Raw genomic sequence first — 19,191 nt, forward strand, 5'->3', positions numbered from 1 at the left:
CTGCCCGCACCTTCGCCACGCCCGGAAGGAGAAACCCATGGGACAGCGTACGCCTCTGTATGACCTTCATCTCGCTCTCGGCGCGAAGATGGTCGATTTTGGCGGTTGGGATATGCCTCTGCATTACGGCTCGCAAGTCGAGGAACACCATCAGGTGCGCCGCGATTGCGGGGTTTTCGATGTATCCCACATGACCGTGATCGATGTTGACGGCCCCCAGGCCAAGGCCTGGCTTCAGTATTTACTGGCCAATGACGTCGAACGCCTGCACAGCCCTGGCCGTGCCTTGTACAGCGCCATGCTCAACGAGCACGGCGGTATCGTCGACGACATGATCGTCTACCGTCTCGAGGACGGTTATCGCCTGGTGGTCAACGCCTCCACCCGCAATCAGGACCTGGCTTGGATGCAAGCTCATCTCGGCGACTTCGAGGTGCAACTCAACGAGCGCTCCGAGCTGGCGATGCTGGCCATTCAAGGGCCTCACGCCCGGCACAAGATTGCCGAACTGGTGACTCAGTCCCGTGGCACGCTCATTCAACAACTCAAATATTTTGAAGGTCAGACCGACGGTGACTGGTTCATCGCGCGCACCGGTTACACCGGTGAGGATGGTCTGGAAATCGTGCTGCCGGCCGATCAGGCACCGGGCTTCTTCAACGATCTGGTGGGAGCGGGCATCTCCCCGATCGGCCTCGGCGCGCGCGATACCTTGCGGGTCGAAGCTGGCATGAACCTCTACGGACAGGACATTCATCAAGACGTTTCGCCATTGGCCTCCAACATGGACTGGAGCATTGCCTGGGAACCGGCCACTCGCCATTTCATCGGCCGCACTGCCCTGGAAGCGGAAAAGGCCAGCGGCGTGCAGCACAAACTGGTGGGTCTGGTCCTTGAGGAACGTGGCGTTTTGCGGGCGCATCAGGTGGTTCGCATCGCCGATGTTGGCGAAGGGGAGATCACCAGTGGTAGTTTCTCTCCTACGCTTAGCAAGTCGATAGCACTGGCGCGCGTGCCGGTGGCCACCGCCGACCGCGCTGAAGTGGAAATCCGTGGCAAGTGGTACCCCGTTCGAGTGGTCAAACCGACCTTCGTACGCCACGGCAAAACCTTGATCTAACTTTTTCTGGCGGGCAATGACCGCTGACATTTTTCTTGAGGACACAGAACATGAGCGAAATCCCTGTCGACCTGCGTTTTGCCGAAAGTCACGAATGGGCCCGTCTAGACCATGATGGCGGCGTGAAAGTGGGTATTTCAGACCATGCTCAGGAAGCTTTGGGTGATGTGGTGTTCGTCGAGCTGCCGGAAATCGGCAAAGTGTTCGCTGCCGGTGAAGCTGCGGGTGTAGTCGAATCGGTCAAGGCCGCGTCCGATATCTACTCGCCAGTTTCCGGCACAGTCATTGCCGTTAACGAAGAATTGGCCAACAACCCTGAACTGGTCAACAGCGCGCCTTATGACAGCTGGTTCTTCAAACTCGAGCCAAGCGATACCTCTGAGCTGAACAACCTGCTCGACCCGGTGGCTTACAAGGCTGCTATTGGCGAGTAATGCTCGCCCCGTGTAGGAGCTGCCGAAGGCTGCGATCTTTTGATCTTGTTTTTTAAAAATCAAGGTCAAAAGATCGCAGCCTTCGGCAGCTCCTACACCGTTCTTGTATGACTCTCAATGGCTCCTCGACAGCGACTGCTATGCTGGTTTGACCGCATTGCATCGACGCCGAGCGCCAGTCAAGAGAGAGCCCGTCATGTCCCAGTTGCCGTCCTTGAGCCAGTTACGCGACCCCAATACCTTCCTGCGCCGCCATCTGGGCCCCGATGCCGCCGAGCAGCAGGCGATGCTCGACAGCCTCGGCCTAGGCAGCCGGATCGAGCTGATCGAGCAGACGGTGCCGCCGGGAATCCGCCTCAACCGGCCACTGGACTTGCCGCCGGCCCTCGACGAGGAAGCCGCGCTGGCCAAACTGCGCAGCTACGCCGAGCAGAATCAGGTCTGGACCAGCCTGATCGGCATGGGATACCACGGCACCCTCACGCCGGCCGTCATCCTGCGCAACGTGCTGGAAAATCCCGGTTGGTACACCGCCTATACGCCCTATCAACCAGAGATCGCCCAAGGCCGGCTCGAAGCGTTGCTGAATTTCCAGCAACTGACCATCGACCTGACCGGCCTGGAACTGGCCAACGCCTCGCTGCTCGATGAAGCCACGGCGGCAGCCGAGGCCATGGCACTGGCCAAGCGCGTGGCTAAATCCAGGAGCAACCTTTTTTTCGTCGATGAGAATTGCCACCCGCAGACCATTTCCGTGGTGCGGACCCGGGCCGAAGGGTTCGGTTTCGAGCTGATCGTCGACGCTGTGGATAACTTGAAACAGCATCTGGTGTTCGGTGCGCTGCTGCAATATCCCGACACCCATGGTGAAGTGCGTGATCTGCGCCCATTGATCGATCATCTGCATGCCCAGCAAGCTCTGGCCTGTGTGGCGACTGATCTGCTAAGTCTGCTGTTGCTGACCCCGCCGGGTGAGCTGGGCGCCGACGTGGTGTTCGGTTCGTCCCAGCGATTCGGCGTGCCCATGGGTTACGGCGGCCCGCACGCGGCGTTTTTTGCCAGTCGCGACGAATACAAACGGGCGATTCCCGGGCGGATCATCGGCGTGTCGAAAGATGCCCGCGGCAACGTCGCCCTGCGCATGGCCCTGCAAACCCGCGAGCAACATATCCGCCGGGAGAAAGCCAATTCCAACATCTGCACCGCTCAGGTGCTGCTGGCCAACATCGCCAGTTTCTACGCGGTCTACCACGGTCCGGAAGGGCTCAAACGGATTGCCCAACGCATCCATCGGCTGACCTGCATCCTCGCTGCCGGCCTGGAGCGTCACGGCATTGCCCGTCTCAACCAACATTTCTTCGACACATTGACCCTGGAGGTCGGTGGCACTCAGACCGCGATCATTGAAAGTGCCCATGCGGCGCAGATCAACTTGCGCATTCTCGGTCGTGGACAGCTCGGCCTGAGCCTCGACGAAACCTGTGACGAAACCACCGTGGCGAAGCTGTTCGATGTGTTTCTCGGTGCCGATCATGGACTCAACGTCGACGAGTTGGACGCTGAAGCGCTGGCATCCGGCATTCCTGCCGGGTTGCAGCGCAGTACGCCGTATCTGCGTCATCCGGTGTTCAACGCTCATCACAGCGAAACCGAAATGCTGCGTTATCTCAAGCAGCTGGAAAACAAAGACCTGGCGCTCAATCAATCGATGATTCCGCTGGGCTCCTGCACCATGAAGCTCAATGCCACCAGCGAGATGATCCCCATCACCTGGCCGCAGTTCGCCAACCTGCATCCGTTTGTGCCGAAAGAGCAGGTGGTGGGTTATTCCTTGATGATCGAGGAACTGGAGCGCTGGCTCTGCGCGATCACCGGTTTCGATGCGATCTGTATGCAACCCAACTCGGGCGCTCAGGGTGAGTACGCCGGGTTGCTGGCGATCCGTAAATATCACGAGAGCCGCCATCAGGGCGCGCGGGATATCTGCCTGATCCCGTCTTCGGCCCACGGCACCAACCCGGCCTCGGCGCAAATGGCCGGGATGCGGGTAGTGATCGTCGAGTGCGATGAGGGGGGTAATGTCGATCTGAATGATCTGAAGGAAAAGGCCACGGAGGCGGGGGATAAACTCGCCTGCCTGATGGCGACTTATCCTTCTACCCACGGGGTCTACGAGGAAGGCATCAGCGAGATCTGCGAAGTTATCCACAGCCATGGTGGTCAGGTGTACATGGATGGCGCCAACCTTAATGCGCAGGTTGGATTGGCAAGGCCGGCAGACATCGGTGCCGACGTGTCGCACATGAACCTGCACAAAACCTTCTGCATTCCCCACGGCGGTGGCGGACCGGGGATGGGCCCGATCGGCGTTCGGGCGCACCTGGCGCCATTCGTCGCCAATCACCCAGTGGTGCCAATCGATGGCCCGCTACCGGAAAACGGCGCAGTGAGCGCGGCCCCTTGGGGCAGTGCAAGCATTCTGCCCATCAGCTGGATGTATATCGCCATGATGGGGCCTCAACTGGCAGACGCGAGCGAGGTAGCGATTCTCGCCGCGAATTACCTGGCGCGGCATTTGTCCGGGGCGTTCCCGGTGCTCTACACCGGGCGCAACGAGCGCGTGGCCCACGAATGCATCCTCGATTTGCGGCCGCTCAAGGCGCTGACCGGAATCAGTGAAGAGGACGTTGCCAAGCGCCTGATGGACTACGGCTTCCATGCGCCGACCATGTCGTTCCCGGTGCCGGGGACGTTGATGGTCGAACCGACCGAGAGTGAATCGAAGGCGGAGCTGGACCGTTTTATCGGCGCGATGCTGAGTATTCGCGCGGAAATCACCGAGGTGCAGAACGGTAATTGGCCCGCCGAGGACAACCCGCTGAAGCGTTCGCCGCATACCTTGGCCGACATCACCGGGGTTTGGGAGCGGCCGTACAGCATCGAGCAGGCGGTGACGCCGGATGCTCACACCAAGGCCCATAAGTACTGGCCGGTGGTGAACCGTGTGGACAATGTCTATGGTGACCGTAACCTGTTTTGCGCGTGTGTGCCGGTGGATGAATACCGCTGACAGGGGGAGGCTGATCGTTCCCACGCTCTGCGTGGGAATGCATCCCGGGATGCTCCGCGTCTCAACAGCAGACGCAGAGCGTCCATGGCGGCGCTACCACGCGGAGCGTGGGAGCGATCATCGACAGGGTTTTGCGTCGGGCAAAAAAATGCCGCTCATGTAGAGCGGCATTTTTTGTTCAGCAACGAACCTTATTTCGAGGCGATGGCGTTCTTCGCCAGGATTGCATTCGCCAGTTCCATGTCCGTGGCTTGCAGGCCAGGGTTATCGGCGCGGACTTTCTGCATCGCGGCTTCCAGGTACGGGCCGCGAATTGTGCCTTCACTGGCGACAAAGCTGCTGGCGTCGTCTTGGGCGGCGACGACCAGCTTGTGATCCCTGGAGGTCAGGTAGGACGTACCGGTGGTGGCACCGGAAGTAAGGACGTTACGCCAAAAGCTGTCATCAGCCATCGCCGAACCGACTGGAAGGGACAACACGGCGAGGGTAGCGACAGCAAGTTTGAGACGCATAAAAGGTGACTCCACTGGATTAACTGCGGGCTTTGATTGCCAATAACCCAATCCGGTTCCGTGACGTTAGTCGGCCCGGAGTGTGTAGCGGTTGAAATGACCTACTTCTGCTCGCTCTGCGGCGTCACGCGCAACACCTCTTCGATCGTGGTCAAACCCGCCGCCACTTTCTGCGCCCCCGACAAGCGCAAACTGCGCATGCCTTCCTTGAATGCCTGACGCCGGACTGCCAACAAATCGGTGTCTGGGTTGATCAGCGCTTTAATGCCGTCAGTCAGTTGCATGATTTCGTAAACTCCGGCACGACCGCGATAGCCGGTTTCGCGGCATTCCAGGCAACCGATGGCACGTTGTGCGTTGCCTGGCAGTGGCGCTTGCCAGGGCCGGGTCAGGGTTTGCCAGTCGTCCTCGCCCAAGGTCAGCGGCGCTTTGCAGTGAGGACACAAGGTTCGGACCAGACGCTGAGCCATGACTCCGAGTACCGTGGCCTTGATCAGGTAATGCGGCACGCCAAGTTCCAGCAGGCGGCTGATGGCGCTCGGGGCGTCGTTGGTGTGCAACGTCGACAGCACCAAGTGGCCGGTGAGTGCGGCCTGAATCGCCATCTCGGCGGTTTCGAGATCGCGGATCTCGCCGATCATGATGATGTCCGGGTCTTGCCGCATCAGTGCGCGCACGCCGGCGGCAAAGGTCAGGTCGATGTTGTGCTGGACCTGCATCTGATTGAACGCCGGCTCGACCATTTCGATCGGGTCTTCGATGGTGCAGAGGTTGACCTCGGGCGTCGCCAGTTTCTTCAGGGTGGTGTACAGCGTGGTGGTCTTGCCTGAACCGGTAGGCCCGGTCACCAGAATGATGCCATTGGGTTGGCGGGTCATGTCCTGCCAGCGCCGCAGGTCATCGGCGGAAAAACCCAACTGATCGAAGTCCTTGAGCAGCACTTCCGGGTCGAAGATCCGCATGACCATTTTTTCGCCGAACGCAGTGGGTAATGTCGACAGGCGCAACTCGACTTCACCGCCGTCCGGGGTTTTGGTTTTGACCCGGCCATCTTGGGGTTTACGCTTTTCCGCGACGTTCATCCGCCCCAGGCTTTTCAGGCGGCTGACGATAGCCATGGTCACCTGCGGCGGGAATTGATAGACGTTGTGCAGCACGCCGTCGATGCGAAAACGCACCGTGCCTTGCTCGCGCCGGGGTTCGATGTGGATATCGCTGGCCCGTTGCTGGAACGCGTACTGGAACAGCCAATCGACGATGTTGACGATGTGCGCGTCGTTGGCGTCCGGTTCCTGGTCGCTGGCGCCGAGGTTGAGCAACTGTTCGAAGTTGCCCAGGGTGCTTATTTGCTGATCAGCGTTGGTGGCGCCGGTGACCGATTTGGCCAGGCGGAAAAACTCCACGCTGAAGCGCTGGATATCCATCGGGTTGGCCACTACGCGCTTGATTGGCAGCTTCAACACGTGGGTCAGGTCGGCTTCCCAGCTGCTGACGAAGGGTTGGGCGCTGGCCACAGTGACGGCATCGCGGTCGACGGACACTGCCAGAATTTTGTGGCGTTGGGCGAAGGCATAGGACATCAACGGCGTAATGGCCGCGACGTTGATTTTCAGCGGGTCGATGCGCAAGTAAGGCTGACCGGCCTGCTGAGACAGCCACAGTGTCAGGCTTTCCAGATCGAGGGGTTTGCCGGGACGGCTGAGGTCGTCCAGGTGTTGGCTGGCGATGAATTCCAGCGGGTGCTGCTGACCATTTATGGCGTGACGGCGGCGGGCGTTGAGTGCGTGTTCGGCCGAATCCTGGCTGATAAAGCCTTGGGCGACCAGTTCACGCAGCAAATCATTGAGGTCCAGCCAGCGGTCCTGAGTGGCAAGTTGAACGGACATGCGGGCTCCTTATGAACAACCGTTCGCAAAGGATAGTCGCGACCCCGTAGACCGTTGGGCCACTACCCGACCAAGTCGTGTCGGGTTTTTTCAGCCCGCTGCCTGAGCCGGTTCTTCCCACGCGGAATCAGCGGTTTGCAGATTCACTGAGCAGACGCTGATCAGGTTACGTAATTTTTCCGCAATCACCTGGGCACGGTGCCAGCTCAGGCCGTCCATGACGATGTCGACCGACAGCAGATCGTCCATGCGTTGCACGTTGACTTGCTGCGGCGTCAGAAATTGCAAGGCGAACAAGTTGAGCGCCCGACACAGCAGATCCGGCTCGGCCTCGGCCAGTAATTGATAGTGAGCGCGACAGTGGGCGTTGCTGACGTTCCAGACATCAGCGCGGGAGGGCGGGGTGTTCACGGCTTCTAAATGCGGCATGGTCGGTCTCCAAAATCACTGGAGGAATTTTTACATTCGGTGCCGGGCATTTCTTATCTATGATTGGGCTTATCGATCATTTATCGAATCGATCAATTCGATTTAGTGCCAACTATAGGTTTTTCTATGCACAGCGAGCTGGATGGCTACGACCGCAAGATTCTCGCGTTGCTGCAAGAGGACGCTTCGCTCTCCAGCGCACAGATCGCCGAACAGGTGGGGCTCTCACAGTCGCCGTGCTGGCGGCGGATTCAGCGGATGAAGGAGGAGGGGATCATTCGCGGTCAGGTGACGTTGCTTGACCGCAAGAAAATCGGCCTTAACACGCAGATCTTCGCCGAGATCAAACTCAACGCTCATGGGCGTTCGAACTTCACTGAGTTCACCGAGGCGATTCGCGGCTTTCCCGAAGTGCTGGAATGTTATGTGCTGATGGGGTCGGTGGATTTCTTGCTGCGGATCGTCACGGCGGATATCGAGGCTTATGAGCGCTTCTTCTTCGAGAAGCTGTCGATGGTGCCGGGGATTCAGGAGGTCAACTCGATCGTGGCTTTGTCGGAGATCAAATCCACGACGAGTTTGCCGGTGTTGCGGGGGTAGAGATTTTAAGTGTTTTTACGGGCCTCTTCGCGGGCAAGCCTCGCTCCTACAGGATTTGGGTCGAACCCAATTGGTCGGTCGACCAAATCCTGTGGGAGCGAGGTTTGCCCGCGATGGCGGTCTTACATACGCAGGAGCATCTTCCAGGCGCGATTCTGATACACCGCGATCGCCTGCTGCTTACGCGCATCCAGGACTTCATCGGTGATCGGCTCGTTCGCTAGCAGAGCAAGCTGTTTCAGCTCACCATAAAGGCGATCCATTTCCGGGATCTCCAGTACGCCGCGGGCATGATGCAACCAGGCCTGGATGCGCTCGATACGCGGCAACTGTTCGGCCAAGTCTTCCGGTTGTTGTTGGTAACGCTGCAATTGCAGCGAGTTGGCTTCTTCGCCCAGCATGCGCGGCAGCCAGCTGCCCAGTTGTGCCGCACCCTGGCGATTGCCACGGGTATTGCGATCGGCGGCCCAGGTGCGGGCCAGCAACCAGCGCGAAGTATTCAGCGAGAACAGGCCCCAGCGCGGATCTTCCAGCTCTTCGAGGAACTGCTCCGGCGCGGCTTTACGCACGTCTTCATCGTCCAGGCCGGCTTGTACCAGCGGGCGCCAGTCTTCCAGCAGGGCATCCAGCGCGACCCGCAGATCGTGGGTCGACTGACGCGGTGCAGCCTGACCGAGGCTGCTGATCAGCGCGCGCATTTCAGCGAGGTTCTCGACCCAGTCCTGCAACAGGCGCCAGTGGCCATTGAATCGATACTGCTCGGCCAGACGCTGGCTGCTGCTCAGCAAATGCCAGCTCAGGGCGGCGAACGCATCGTCCAGCGGCATTTCGGCGGTGATCTGTGGCGCCGGCAAGCTTAGCGAGTAGCTGTTGGCGTCGAACAGGCGATAACCGCGTTCGGCCTTGCTGATGTCGCACGGCATCAGCGGGAGGGTTGCAGCCAGTTCGGCGGCCAGTTCCAGCAGAGCGGCCGGTTCGCCTTCGCGCAGTTCCAGTTCCAGCTCGCAGATTTCTTCTTTCTGCTTGCCGACCACTACGTGGCCCAGGTCCAGCGCGGCTTCGATGACCACTTTGGTCTTGCCACGGCCCCAAGCGATTTCCGCGCGTTCGCGAACGAAGTCGGTGGTGAAGATGGCTTTCAGGGTCTTCTTGTCCAGCTCGGCCAGCTCTTCGGGCCAGCATTCACCGTCGAGTTTCTTCACGTCTAGTTTGGCTTTGGGCAGGGACCAGTCGTACTCGTGACGCTCGGACAGACCGGCGACGCTCTGGCCACGGGTCTTGAGGGTCTGAATCACTTCTTCGCCATCGCGGCGCAGGCGCAGGGCAATCTTGGCGCGGGCCAGGTCGCGCTCAGGCGTGTCGAAGTACTGGTTCATCAACTCACGGCGTTCCCAGCCACTTTTGTTGCGTTTTTTCAGTAACGGGTGCTCGCGCAGGGCGGCGAGGGTTTCGCGGCTGACGCGGAGTTTGATTTCGGTTTCTTTCTGCATGGCCGGAAAATCCAGGATCGGGAGCGCAGCCGGGGAATGTGTGGCTGCCAAGGTCGTGCAGTGTACAGGACTGATCCGTCCTACGCGCCGTAGCGGTTTATTCCTGTCGCCGGATGGTTCTATGATGGACTTCAATTCGGGAGTTGGGAGTCAGCGATGTCTTTGCCGTCCATGAAAGATCAGTTTGCTGCGCTGATCGCTGCGCCATCTGTCAGCTGTACCCAACCCAGCCTGGATCAAACCAATCGGCCGGTCATCGACTTGTTGGCGACATGGCTCGGGGACTTGGGTTTTGCCTGCGATATCCAGCAGGTCAGCCCCGGCAAATTCAATCTGCTGGCCAGTTTTGGTTCCGGCCCCGGCGGCCTGGTGCTGGCCGGTCACAGCGATACGGTGCCGTACGACGAGGCGTTGTGGCAGACCGACCCGCTGAAACTGACGGAAGTGGACGGACGCTGGGTCGGCTTGGGCAGTTGCGACATGAAGGGCTTTTTCGCCCTGGCCATCGAAGCCGTCAAACCCTTGCTCGACCAACCGTTCAAGCAACCCTTGCTGATCCTCGCCACCTGCGATGAAGAAAGCTCGATGTCTGGCGCTCGCGCCTTGGCCGAAGCCGGGCGGCCATTAGGTCGCGCGGCGGTGATCGGCGAGCCGACCGGGCTGAAGCCGGTGCGGATGCACAAAGGCATCATGATGGAGCGCATCGACATCCTCGGCCAGAGCGGCCATTCCTCGGACCCGCGCCTGGGCCATAGCGCCCTCGAAGCCATGCACGACGCCATCGGCGAATTGCGCGGCTTGCGCCTGGCGTGGCAGCGCGAATTCCGTAACTTGCAGTTCAGCGTGCCGCAGCCGACGATGAATTTCGGCTGCATTCACGGGGGCGACAATCCCAACCGAATCTGCGGCCAGTGCTCGCTGGAGTTCGACTTGCGTCCGTTGCCGGGTATGGACCCCAAAGCCTTGCGCGCGGCGATTTTGCAGAAGCTTAATCCGATTGCCGAACGGCATCAGGTGAAGATCGATTACGCGCCGTTGTTCCCCGAAGTACCGCCGTTCGAGCAGGCCGAGGACTCGGAATTGGTGAGGATCGCTGAAAAGCTCACCGGCCATCGCGCCGAAGCAGTGGCATTCGGCACAGAAGCGCCTTATCTTCAGCGACTTGGCTGTGAAACACTGGTATTGGGACCGGGTGATATCGCCTGCGCCCACCAACCGGGGGAATACCTCGAAATGTCACGTTTGCAGCCTACCGTGCATCTATTACGTCAACTGATTGAACATTACTGCCTGACGCCGGCCAAAACGACGATGCCAGTGTAGGAGCGTGTATAAATTGCCGATGTCCCAACCCGTATTCATGAGGAGAGCGCGCGTGTCGCCAAGCCTGTTCCGACGATAACCATCAGCCCGCTGTGCGTTTACTGCGTTACCCTTTTCTCGGCTGCTATTTATTTACAGGCCCAGGTTCATGCCCGAATACGTCAATTGGCTTCGTCACGCTTCGCCATACATCAACGCCCACCGCGATTGCACATTCGTCGTCATGCTGCCCGGCGATGGCGTGGAGCATCCGAATTTCGGCAATATCGTCCACGACCTGGTGCTGCTGCACAGCCTGGGCGTGCGTCTGGTGCTGGTTCACGGTTCGCGCCCGCAAATTGAAACCCGCCTCGCCGCTCGCGGCCTGATCCCGCATTACCACCATGGCATGCGCATCACCGACGCGGCGACGCTTGAGTGCGTGATCGATGCGGTCGGCCAACTGCGCATCGCCATCGAAGCGCGGCTGTCCATGGACATGGCTTCATCGCCGATGCAGGGTTCGCGCCTGCGGGTGGCCAGCGGCAATCTGGTCACTGCACGGCCGATCGGTGTGCTTGAAGGTGTCGACTATCACCATACCGGCGAAGTGCGTCGGGTCGACCGCAAGGGCATCAATCGCTTGCTGGACGAACGCTCTATCGTGTTGTTGTCGCCGTTGGGCTATTCGCCGACCGGTGAGATCTTCAACCTCGCGTGCGAAGACGTCGCTACCCGTGCAGCCATCGACCTTGGGGCAGACAAGCTGCTGCTGTTTGGCGCGGACCCTGGTTTGATTGACGAAAATGGCCGATTGGTCCGCGAATTGCGCCCGCAACAAGTGCCAGCGCATCTGCAACGCCTGGGCAACAACTACCAGGCTGAGTTGCTGGACGCAGCGGCTGAAGCTTGCCGTGGCGGGGTGGCGCGCAGTCACATCGTCAGCTACGCCGAAGATGGCGCGCTGCTGACCGAACTGTTCACCCGTGACGGTGGCGGTACGCTGGTGGCCCAGGAGCAATTCGAAGTTGTGCGCGAGGCAGCCATCGAGGATGTCGGCGGTTTGCTGGACTTGATCAGCCCGCTGGAAGAGCAGGGGATTCTGGTACGGCGCTCCCGTGAGGTGCTGGAGCGTGAGATCGAGCAGTTCAGCGTGGTCGAGCGTGAAGGGATGATCATCGCTTGCGCGGCGCTGTATCAGATTGCCGATTCGGATGCTGGGGAGTTGGCGTGTCTGGCGGTGAACCCGGAGTACCGTCATGGCGGTCGCGGCGATGAACTGCTGGAACGCATCGAAACCCGCGCCCGGGCGCAGGGGCTGAAAACCTTGTTCGTGTTGACGACCCGGACCGCCCACTGGTTCCGTGAGCGGGGTTTCGTGCCGAGCAGCGTCGAACGCCTGCCGTCGGCGCGGGCGTCGCTCTACAACTATCAGCGTAATTCGAAGATTTTCGAAAAAGCGCTCTGACCTCCGGGGCTACCCCGAACCTTGTAGGAGCGAGGCTTGCCCGCGAAGGCGGCCTGACATTCAACACTTGTGTCGGCAGATATGGCCTCTTCGCGGGCAAGCCTCGCTCCTACAGGGGGCGGGGTGTTACTCAGTGACGTATTTCGCGCTGACATACGGCGAATAATCCGGCAGCACCGTCTCGACCTTCCCTTGCTCCTTCAAGAACTTCGCCGTTTCGCCAATCGCCTTGGCTGTGCCGCCATCGAGCAGCGCGGTGGACTGTTGTGCCTTGGCATCCGGGAATGTGGAACCGGCCAGCAGCTCCGGCACATCGGCGGCGTTAGCACCGGTCAGTTTTGCGATTTTCTGCACCGGTACCGAATCGGCGGTCCAGCTGTCTTTATGGGCTGCATAGCCGGCGAATGAATCCAGGGTGACCTTGGCAAATCGGGCCACGACTTCAGGATGCTTCTCGGCGTAATCCTTGCGAGCGACCCACACCTCGAAGGTCGGCGCGCCCCATTGGCCGACCTGCGCCGCGTCGGTCAGCGTCTTGCCGGTCTTGCGGATCTCCCCCAGCGCCGGCGACCAGACAAACGCGCCATCGATGTCGCCACGCTTCCAGGCGGCGGCGATTTCCGCCGGTTGCAGGTTCACCACTTTGACTTTCGAGGCGTCCAGGCCCCAATGCTTCAACGCGCCGAGCAGGCTGTAGTGGGAGGTTGAAACGAAGGGCGTGGCGATGGTTTTGCCGATCAGATCTTCCGGTTTATCGATGCCACTGCCATTGCGCACCACAAGTGCTTCGGCAGCGTTGATCTGAGCCGAAACAATGAACGCGACAATTGGCAGATTGCGCGAAGCGGCTGCCGCCAGCGGGCTTGAACCGAGGTTGCCAATCTGCACATCGCCGGACGCAATGGCAGTGACCACTTCCGGGCCACTGTTGAAGCGACGCCAATCGATTTTCCGGCCAATGGATTTCTCGTAAACACCATCGGCCTGAGGAACTTTGCTGGGGTCGATACCGGTTTGATAACCGATTGTGAGAGTCGCCGCCTGAGCGGAAAAAGAAAATATCAGCGATATACAAACTGTAACAAATTGACTAGATAGTGCGCGTTTGGCCATCATGGCGTCGCCTTTTCGATAGTGATTGACGTATGGGGGATACGCCAAAGCTAATCGATCTAAAAAAAGTCTAGGAAATACCATTTAGGAATTAGCTTATGAGCCGATAGATATGTCCAGGTTCGGATTATTAGCTGCGAGTTATATTCCTAAATGGCATTAAAAAGAATGAAATAATTCTTTTTGGGTTTATGAGTAAATCATTACCCTGCAGGGACCCAATCACTGCGGTTAGACCTTGGTCGTAGACACACATGGTTACGATTGACTTGTCAGGCACGGTCTGGCGCTAATCGCGCATCTGTGGATCCGGGGCGTTAGACCCTGGACCAAAGAACATAAAAATTAGAACGAGAGGAGCGAAACAATGAAGAAGTCCACCTTGGCCCTGGCTGTGGCCGTAGGGGTTTTGGCGCAGCAGGCAGGCGCCGCCGGTTTCATCGAAGACAGCAAAGCGTCTGTCAGTTCCCGTACCCTGTACTTCAATAACGATAACCGCGAAGGCGGTTCCGACCAGCGCGAAACAGCCACCGGCCTGAAGTTCGACTATAAGTCCGGCTTCACCCAAGGCGTCGTAGGTTTTGGTATCGACGCCCAGGCTCTGGTCGGTATCCACCTCGATGGCGGCAAAGGTCACCACCCGGATACCAACACCTTTGTTCCAAGCGACACCGACGGTTCGGCCGTACACAACTGGAGTCGTCTGTCTGGCAACGTAAAGGCGCTTTTCTCGAAAACCGAGGCTCACTTGGGTGGTGCCCTGGCGCCTAACCTGCCAATTCTGGTGGCCAGCGATGGTCGTCTGCTGCCGCAAACCTTTGAAGGTGGCACCATCACCTCCAAGGAAATCGACAACGTAACCTTCAACGCCGGTCAGCTGGAGCACGCCGTTGGCCGTGCAGGGACTAACAGCACTGGCCTGGCAGTGAACGGCGGTACTCAGGACAGCAACCAGTTCCGTTATGGTGGTGCGGACTGGAAAGTCACCAAAGACCTGACCCTGCAGTACTACTACGCCAACCTGCAAGACTATTACACGCAGCACTTCCTGGGTGCGGTACATGTTTTCCCGATCAGCGAAGGCCAGTCGTTCAAAACTGACCTGCGTTACTTCGACAGCAGCTCGGATGGCCGCAACGGCGATGCTGGCTATCGGTTCAACAACAACGGCGGCTATGCCAAGACTCCGGGCGAGGTCGATAACAAGACCTGGAGCGCCATGTTCACTTACACCCTGGGCGGCAGTGCCTTCCTGTTGGGTCACCAGCAAGTCGGTGATGACGGTGGTTTTGTCTACCTGAACCAGGGCAGCCTGCTCAATGACAGCGGTCGTAATGAAGGTGCCGGCGGCTCGAGCTTCTATCTGTTCACCGACAGCATGATCAACGCATTTGTCCGTGCCGGTGAAAACACCACTTTCGGCCAATACTCGTACGACTTCACTGCCTTGGGCGTTCCGGGCTTGAAGGCTGCAGTTGCCTACCTCCACGGTGACGACATCAAATCCGCCACCGGCGGAAGCGATTCGTCCGAATGGGAACGCGACATGCGCCTGGACTACGTTGTCCAGCAAGGCCCTCTGAAAGGCTTCGGCACCACCCTGCGTCACGGCACCTACCGTGGCAGCAGTACCGGTATCGCTGACCAGGATCAGACTCGCCTGATCTTCAACTACACTTACAACTTCATGTAAGACGTAGAAAAAAAGCCCCGCCCGGCATCACGCCGGGCGGGGCTTTTGCGTTTTCAAGGCGGGTTCACCCCCGTAAACCCTCCTTGAAATTCCCCTTTTTGCAACAACTCAAGGCCTTCTCGAACCTTGTTGTCGATGTTCGTCCCGATGACCGTTCAGGTCCAGTGAACAGATTTTTAATATTCGTTTTAGATATAAATAAATCAATATTTATTCTTTTTAATTTATATCGAACGCAGGCACAGTCGAGCTCAACAAGCACTAACAAGGAGCAGCACCATGAGCCTCAGACTGGGCGATATCGCCCCCGATTTCGAACAGGATTCCAGCGCCGGCACTATTCGTTTCCATGAATGGCTGAGCGATAGCTGGGGCGTGTTGTTTTCCCATCCGGCGGACTTCACGCCGGTGTGCACCACCGAGTTGGGCTTCACTGCCAGGCTCAAGGATGAATTCGCCCAGCGCGGCGTCAAAGCCATTGCTCTGTCGGTCGACCCGGTGGACTCGCATCACAAGTGGATCGAGGACATCAACGAAACCCAGAACGCCATCGTCAACTTCCCGATCCTCGCCGATGCGGACCGTAAAGTGTCCGACCTGTATGACCTTATCCATCCGAATGCCAATGACACTCTGACTGTGCGCTCGTTGTTCGTGATCGATCCGAACAAGAAGATTCGGCTGACGATTACTTACCCGGCGAGTACCGGCCGTAACTTCAATGAAATTTTGCGGGTGATCGATTCGCTGCAGCTCACCGACAACTACAAGGTGGCCACCCCGGCCAACTGGCACGACGGTGATGAAGTGGTGATCGTGCCGTCGCTCAAAGACGAAGACGAAATCAAACGACGTTTTCCCAAGGGTTATCGCGCAGTGAAGCCGTACCTGCGCCTGACGCCGCAGCCGAATCGCTGAGTTGAATTGGCGATCGCTCCCACGCTCTGCGTGGGAGCGCCGCCCGTGACGCTCTGCGTCACAGTGGGCGCGGAGCGTCCATGGATGCATTCCCACGCAGAGCGTGGGAACGATCAGTCCACCAAAGCAGGGGATTTCGGGCCGTTTCGACGGCCTGTTTTTTTGTCTGAAAAAAGCCAATTCTTATATTCGTTTAAAGTATAACCAAATGAATAAATATGATTTATGGATATATAAATCAGCTGTTAAGGTCACTCCACCAACGCGAGATCGCAAGCCGCGAATCGCCAACACCGTTCAAGGAATTGTCTGAATGCTGGTCGTCTCACTCGGTGGTAGTCCCAGCCTACGCTCCCGTTCCGGGGTTTTGCTGGAGCGCTCCCAACGCTGGTTGCAAGAGCAAGGGGTGGAAGTGGTGAGTTACCGGGTACGGGATTTCCCGGCCGAAGATTTGCTGCATGCCCGCTTCGACAGCCCGAAGGTGATCGACCTGCTGCAACAGATTGAAAACGCCGATGGCTTGCTGATCGCCACGCCGGTTTACAAAGCGTCGTTCTCCGGCGCGTTGAAAACCCTGCTCGATCTGCTGCCCGAGCGGGCGCTGAGCCACAAGGTGGTTCTGCCGATGGCTACCGGCGGCAGCATCGCCCACATGCTGGCGGTGGATTACGCGCTCAAACCGGTGCTGTCGGCGTTGAAAGCGCAGGAAATGCTGCAAGGGATTTTCGCCGTAGACAGCCAGATCGCTTATGGCGAAGGCAGCGCCCAGGCACAGTTGGCGCCGGAGCTTGCGCAACGATTATTTGAAGCGCTGGAGCAATTTTTCAGCGCCATGGCCCGGCGGCCCAAGCCGCTCGATCCGAACCTGTTGAATGAACGTTTGTTGAGTGCTCGCTGGAGCATTTAAGCCAGCACTCAAGCCACACCTGAATTTGATGTACTCCACCTTACTCAGCCGCTAACGGCCAAGCAGGTGCAGCCAAAACCCAACTGCAAAAAGGAGAGCGCCATGCGCACTGTCATTTTGCGTCGTGGGCTGGTCGCTCTGTTTGCTGCGGCTGTGTCCTTCGGCGCCATTACTCAAGCTCAGGCCGAGACGTTAAGAATCGGTTATCAGAAATACGGCACCCTGGTGCTGCTCAAAGCCAAAGGCACCCTGGAAAAACGCCTCGCCGCCCAAGGCGTGGACGTGAAATGGACTGAGTTTCCCGGCGGCCCGCAACTGCTCGAAGGCCTGAACGTCGGTTCCATTGACTTCGGCGTCACCGGCGAGACGCCACCAGTGTTCGCCCAAGCGGCCGGCGCCGATCTGCTCTACGTCGCCTACGAACCACCAGCGCCCCACAGCGAAGCGATCCTGGTGCCGAAGGGCTCGCCAATCAAATCGGTGCAGGACCTCAAGGGCAAGAAAGTCGTGCTCAACAAAGGCTCCAACGTGCACTACCTGTTGGTGCGTGCGCTTGAAGATGCCGGCCTCAAATACACCGACATCCAGACCGTGTTCCTGCCGCCCGCCGATGCCCGCGCCGCGTTCGAGCGTGGCAGTGTCGATGCCTGGGTGATCTGGGATCCGTACCAGGCCGCCGCCGAACAGCAATTGCAAGCGCGCACCCTGCGCGATGGCCAGGGCATCGTCGACAACCACCAGTTCTATCTGGCGACCAAGCCTTACGCGCAGAAAAATCCTGAAGTGATCAAGGCGCTGGTGGAAGAAGTACGCGCGGTTGGCGAATGGTCCAAGGCCAATCCCGAGGACGTGACCCAGCAAGTTTCGCCACTGCTCGGTCTGCCAGCGGACATCACCCTGACCTCGGTGAAACGCCAGGGCTACGGCGCGCTGTTCCTTACGCCGGAAGTAGTCGCGGCCCAGCAAAAAATCGCCGACAGCTTCTACCAGCTCAAGCTGATTCCCAAGCCCTTGAGCATCAAAGACGTGATCTGGACACCCTCCGCCGCTGTGGCCAAAGCGCCGTAATTCGACTTCCCAAGGAGACCACTCCATGAACCTCAATATCTTCTGGTTCCTGCCTACCCACGGCGACGGCCATTACCTTGGCACCGCCGAAGGCGCTCGCGCCGTCGACCACGGTTATCTGCAACAGGTTGCGCAAGCGGCGGATCGTCTGGGCTTCGGCGGGGTGCTGATTCCCACCGGTCGCTCCTGCGAAGACTCGTGGCTGGTGGCCGCATCGCTGATCCCGGTGACCCAGCGCTTGAAATTCCTTGTCGCCCTGCGCCCCGGGATCATTTCCCCGACGGTGGCGGCGCGTCAGGCCGCGACACTGGATCGTCTTTCCGGTGGTCGTGCGCTATTCAATCTGGTCACCGGTGGCGATCCGGAAGAACTTGCCGGCGACGGTTTGTTCCTCAGTCACGAAGAGCGTTATCAGGCCTCGGTGGAATTCACCCGCATCTGGCGCCGGGTGCTGGAAGGCGAAACCGTCGACTACGACGGTCAGCACATCAGCGTGAAGGGCGCCAAATTGCTTTATCCGCCAATCCAGCAACCGCGTCCGCCGCTGTATTTCGGCGGCTCGTCCGAAGCCGCGCAAGACCTCGCGGCAGAACAGGTCGAAATGGTTCTGACCTGGGGCGAGCCACCGGCCGCGGTGGCAGAAAAGATCGAGCAGGTACGCGCCAAAGCCGCGAAGCTCGGACGCACCGTGCGCTTCGGTATTCGCTTGCATGTGATCGTTCGTGAAACCAATGCCGAGGCGTGGCAAGCGGCGGATCGACTGATCTCACATCTGGACGATGAAACCATCGCCCGTGCCCAGGCGTCTCTGGCGCGTTTCGATTCGGTCGGCCAGCAACGCATGGCTGCGTTGCACGGCGGTAGTCGTGACAATCTGGAAGTCAGCCCCAATCTTTGGGCCGGCGTCGGTCTGGTGCGCGGCGGGGCGGGTACGGCGCTGGTAGGCGACGGTCCGACCGTCGCGGCTCGGGTGAAGGAATACGCGGACCTGGGCATCGACACGTTCATTTTCTCCGGTTATCCACACCTGGAAGAGTCCTACCGGGTGGCCGAGTTGCTGTTCCCGCATCTGGATATCGAGCGCCCGGAGCTGCCGAAAAGCGCTGGTTACGTCAGCCCGTTCGGCGAAATGGTGGCCAACGACATTCTTCCCAAAGCCGCGTCCCAGAGCTGAGGCGCCG

Annotated in this window: 16 protein-coding genes; 11 read left to right on the forward strand and 5 right to left on the reverse strand. The window is 59.1% G+C overall.

The features are described from left to right. The first annotated feature begins 37 nt into the window (after positions 1 to 37). The 3 genes from gcvT (at position 38) to gcvP (ending at position 4,624) form a co-directional block, all read left to right on the forward strand. On the forward strand, positions 38 to 1,120 hold the full coding sequence (gene gcvT / locus CKW20_RS07995; RefSeq protein WP_095052447.1) for a glycine cleavage system aminomethyltransferase GcvT: 1,083 nt from the start codon (positions 38 to 40) through the stop codon (positions 1,118 to 1,120). 50 nt (positions 1,121 to 1,170) lie between these two features. After that, positions 1,171 to 1,554, forward strand: a complete 384-nt coding sequence (gene gcvH / locus CKW20_RS08000) for a glycine cleavage system protein GcvH (RefSeq protein ID WP_038980852.1) — start codon at positions 1,171 to 1,173, stop codon at positions 1,552 to 1,554. Positions 1,555 to 1,750: 196 nt separating this feature from the next. After that, the gene (gcvP, locus tag CKW20_RS08005; protein ID WP_095052448.1) at positions 1,751 to 4,624 is read left to right on the forward strand and encodes an aminomethyl-transferring glycine dehydrogenase; all 2,874 of its coding nucleotides are present in this window, start codon (positions 1,751 to 1,753) and stop codon (positions 4,622 to 4,624) included. 191 nt (positions 4,625 to 4,815) lie between these two features. Here the strand turns inward: gcvP and CKW20_RS08010 are convergent, their stop codons facing one another. The 3 genes from CKW20_RS08010 to CKW20_RS08020 form a co-directional block, all read right to left on the reverse strand. Next, positions 4,816 to 5,136, reverse strand: coding sequence for a DUF2388 domain-containing protein (locus CKW20_RS08010; RefSeq protein ID WP_095052449.1), 321 nt, complete (start codon positions 5,134 to 5,136; stop codon positions 4,816 to 4,818). Between the two features lie 101 nt (positions 5,137 to 5,237). Beyond that, positions 5,238 to 7,022 (reverse strand): GspE/PulE family protein, encoded by a 1,785-nt coding sequence (locus tag CKW20_RS08015; protein ID WP_095052450.1) that lies wholly within the window; start codon positions 7,020 to 7,022, stop codon positions 5,238 to 5,240. 90 nt (positions 7,023 to 7,112) lie between these two features. Further along, positions 7,113 to 7,451, reverse strand: coding sequence for a hypothetical protein (locus tag CKW20_RS08020; protein WP_095052451.1), 339 nt, complete (start codon positions 7,449 to 7,451; stop codon positions 7,113 to 7,115). Positions 7,452 to 7,577: 126 nt separating this feature from the next. Between CKW20_RS08020 and CKW20_RS08025 the strand changes: the two genes are divergently transcribed. Next, positions 7,578 to 8,051 carry an Lrp/AsnC family transcriptional regulator gene (locus tag CKW20_RS08025; RefSeq protein ID WP_008012567.1) on the forward strand — a complete coding sequence of 158 codons (474 nt, stop codon included), beginning with the start codon at positions 7,578 to 7,580 and terminating at the stop codon, positions 8,049 to 8,051. Between the two features lie 122 nt (positions 8,052 to 8,173). Here CKW20_RS08025 and CKW20_RS08030 read toward each other — a convergent pair whose 3' ends face one another. Beyond that, a complete protein-coding gene (locus CKW20_RS08030) occupies positions 8,174 to 9,541 on the reverse strand; it encodes an inorganic triphosphatase (protein ID WP_095052452.1) in 1,368 nt (455 codons plus the stop codon). Positions 9,542 to 9,697: 156 nt separating this feature from the next. Between CKW20_RS08030 and argE the strand changes: the two genes are divergently transcribed. Together argE and argA are read left to right on the forward strand one after the other, a co-directional pair. Then, positions 9,698 to 10,864, forward strand: a complete 1,167-nt coding sequence (argE, locus tag CKW20_RS08035) for an acetylornithine deacetylase (RefSeq protein ID WP_095052453.1) — start codon at positions 9,698 to 9,700, stop codon at positions 10,862 to 10,864. Positions 10,865 to 11,012: 148 nt separating this feature from the next. After that, complete coding sequence (gene argA, locus CKW20_RS08040) at positions 11,013 to 12,311, forward strand: amino-acid N-acetyltransferase (RefSeq protein WP_095052454.1); 1,299 nt, start codon at positions 11,013 to 11,015, stop codon at positions 12,309 to 12,311. A gap of 126 nt (positions 12,312 to 12,437) precedes the next feature. Here the strand turns inward: argA and tauA are convergent, their stop codons facing one another. Beyond that, positions 12,438 to 13,424 (reverse strand): taurine ABC transporter substrate-binding protein, encoded by a 987-nt coding sequence (gene tauA / locus CKW20_RS08045; protein ID WP_371857413.1) that lies wholly within the window; start codon positions 13,422 to 13,424, stop codon positions 12,438 to 12,440. Positions 13,425 to 13,791: 367 nt separating this feature from the next. Between tauA and CKW20_RS08050 the strand changes: the two genes are divergently transcribed. From CKW20_RS08050 to ssuD, 5 genes are all read left to right on the forward strand, one after another. Further along, positions 13,792 to 15,117 carry an OprD family outer membrane porin gene (locus tag CKW20_RS08050; RefSeq protein ID WP_095052456.1) on the forward strand — a complete coding sequence of 442 codons (1,326 nt, stop codon included), beginning with the start codon at positions 13,792 to 13,794 and terminating at the stop codon, positions 15,115 to 15,117. 279 nt (positions 15,118 to 15,396) lie between these two features. Further along, the gene (locus CKW20_RS08055) at positions 15,397 to 16,035 is read left to right on the forward strand and encodes a peroxiredoxin (RefSeq protein WP_095052457.1); all 639 of its coding nucleotides are present in this window, start codon (positions 15,397 to 15,399) and stop codon (positions 16,033 to 16,035) included. A 313-nt stretch (positions 16,036 to 16,348) separates the two neighbouring features. Beyond that, positions 16,349 to 16,942 (forward strand): NADPH-dependent FMN reductase, encoded by a 594-nt coding sequence (gene ssuE / locus CKW20_RS08060; protein ID WP_095052458.1) that lies wholly within the window; start codon positions 16,349 to 16,351, stop codon positions 16,940 to 16,942. Between the two features lie 102 nt (positions 16,943 to 17,044). Further along, on the forward strand, positions 17,045 to 18,010 hold the full coding sequence (locus CKW20_RS08065; RefSeq protein ID WP_095052459.1) for a sulfonate ABC transporter substrate-binding protein: 966 nt from the start codon (positions 17,045 to 17,047) through the stop codon (positions 18,008 to 18,010). A gap of 25 nt (positions 18,011 to 18,035) precedes the next feature. Beyond that, positions 18,036 to 19,184 (forward strand): FMNH2-dependent alkanesulfonate monooxygenase, encoded by a 1,149-nt coding sequence (ssuD, locus tag CKW20_RS08070; RefSeq protein ID WP_095052460.1) that lies wholly within the window; start codon positions 18,036 to 18,038, stop codon positions 19,182 to 19,184. Positions 19,185 to 19,191 lie beyond the last annotated feature (7 nt).

This window comes from Pseudomonas sp. Irchel s3b2 (assembly GCF_900187445.1).
Classification (GTDB): Bacteria; Pseudomonadota; Gammaproteobacteria; order Pseudomonadales; family Pseudomonadaceae; genus Aquipseudomonas.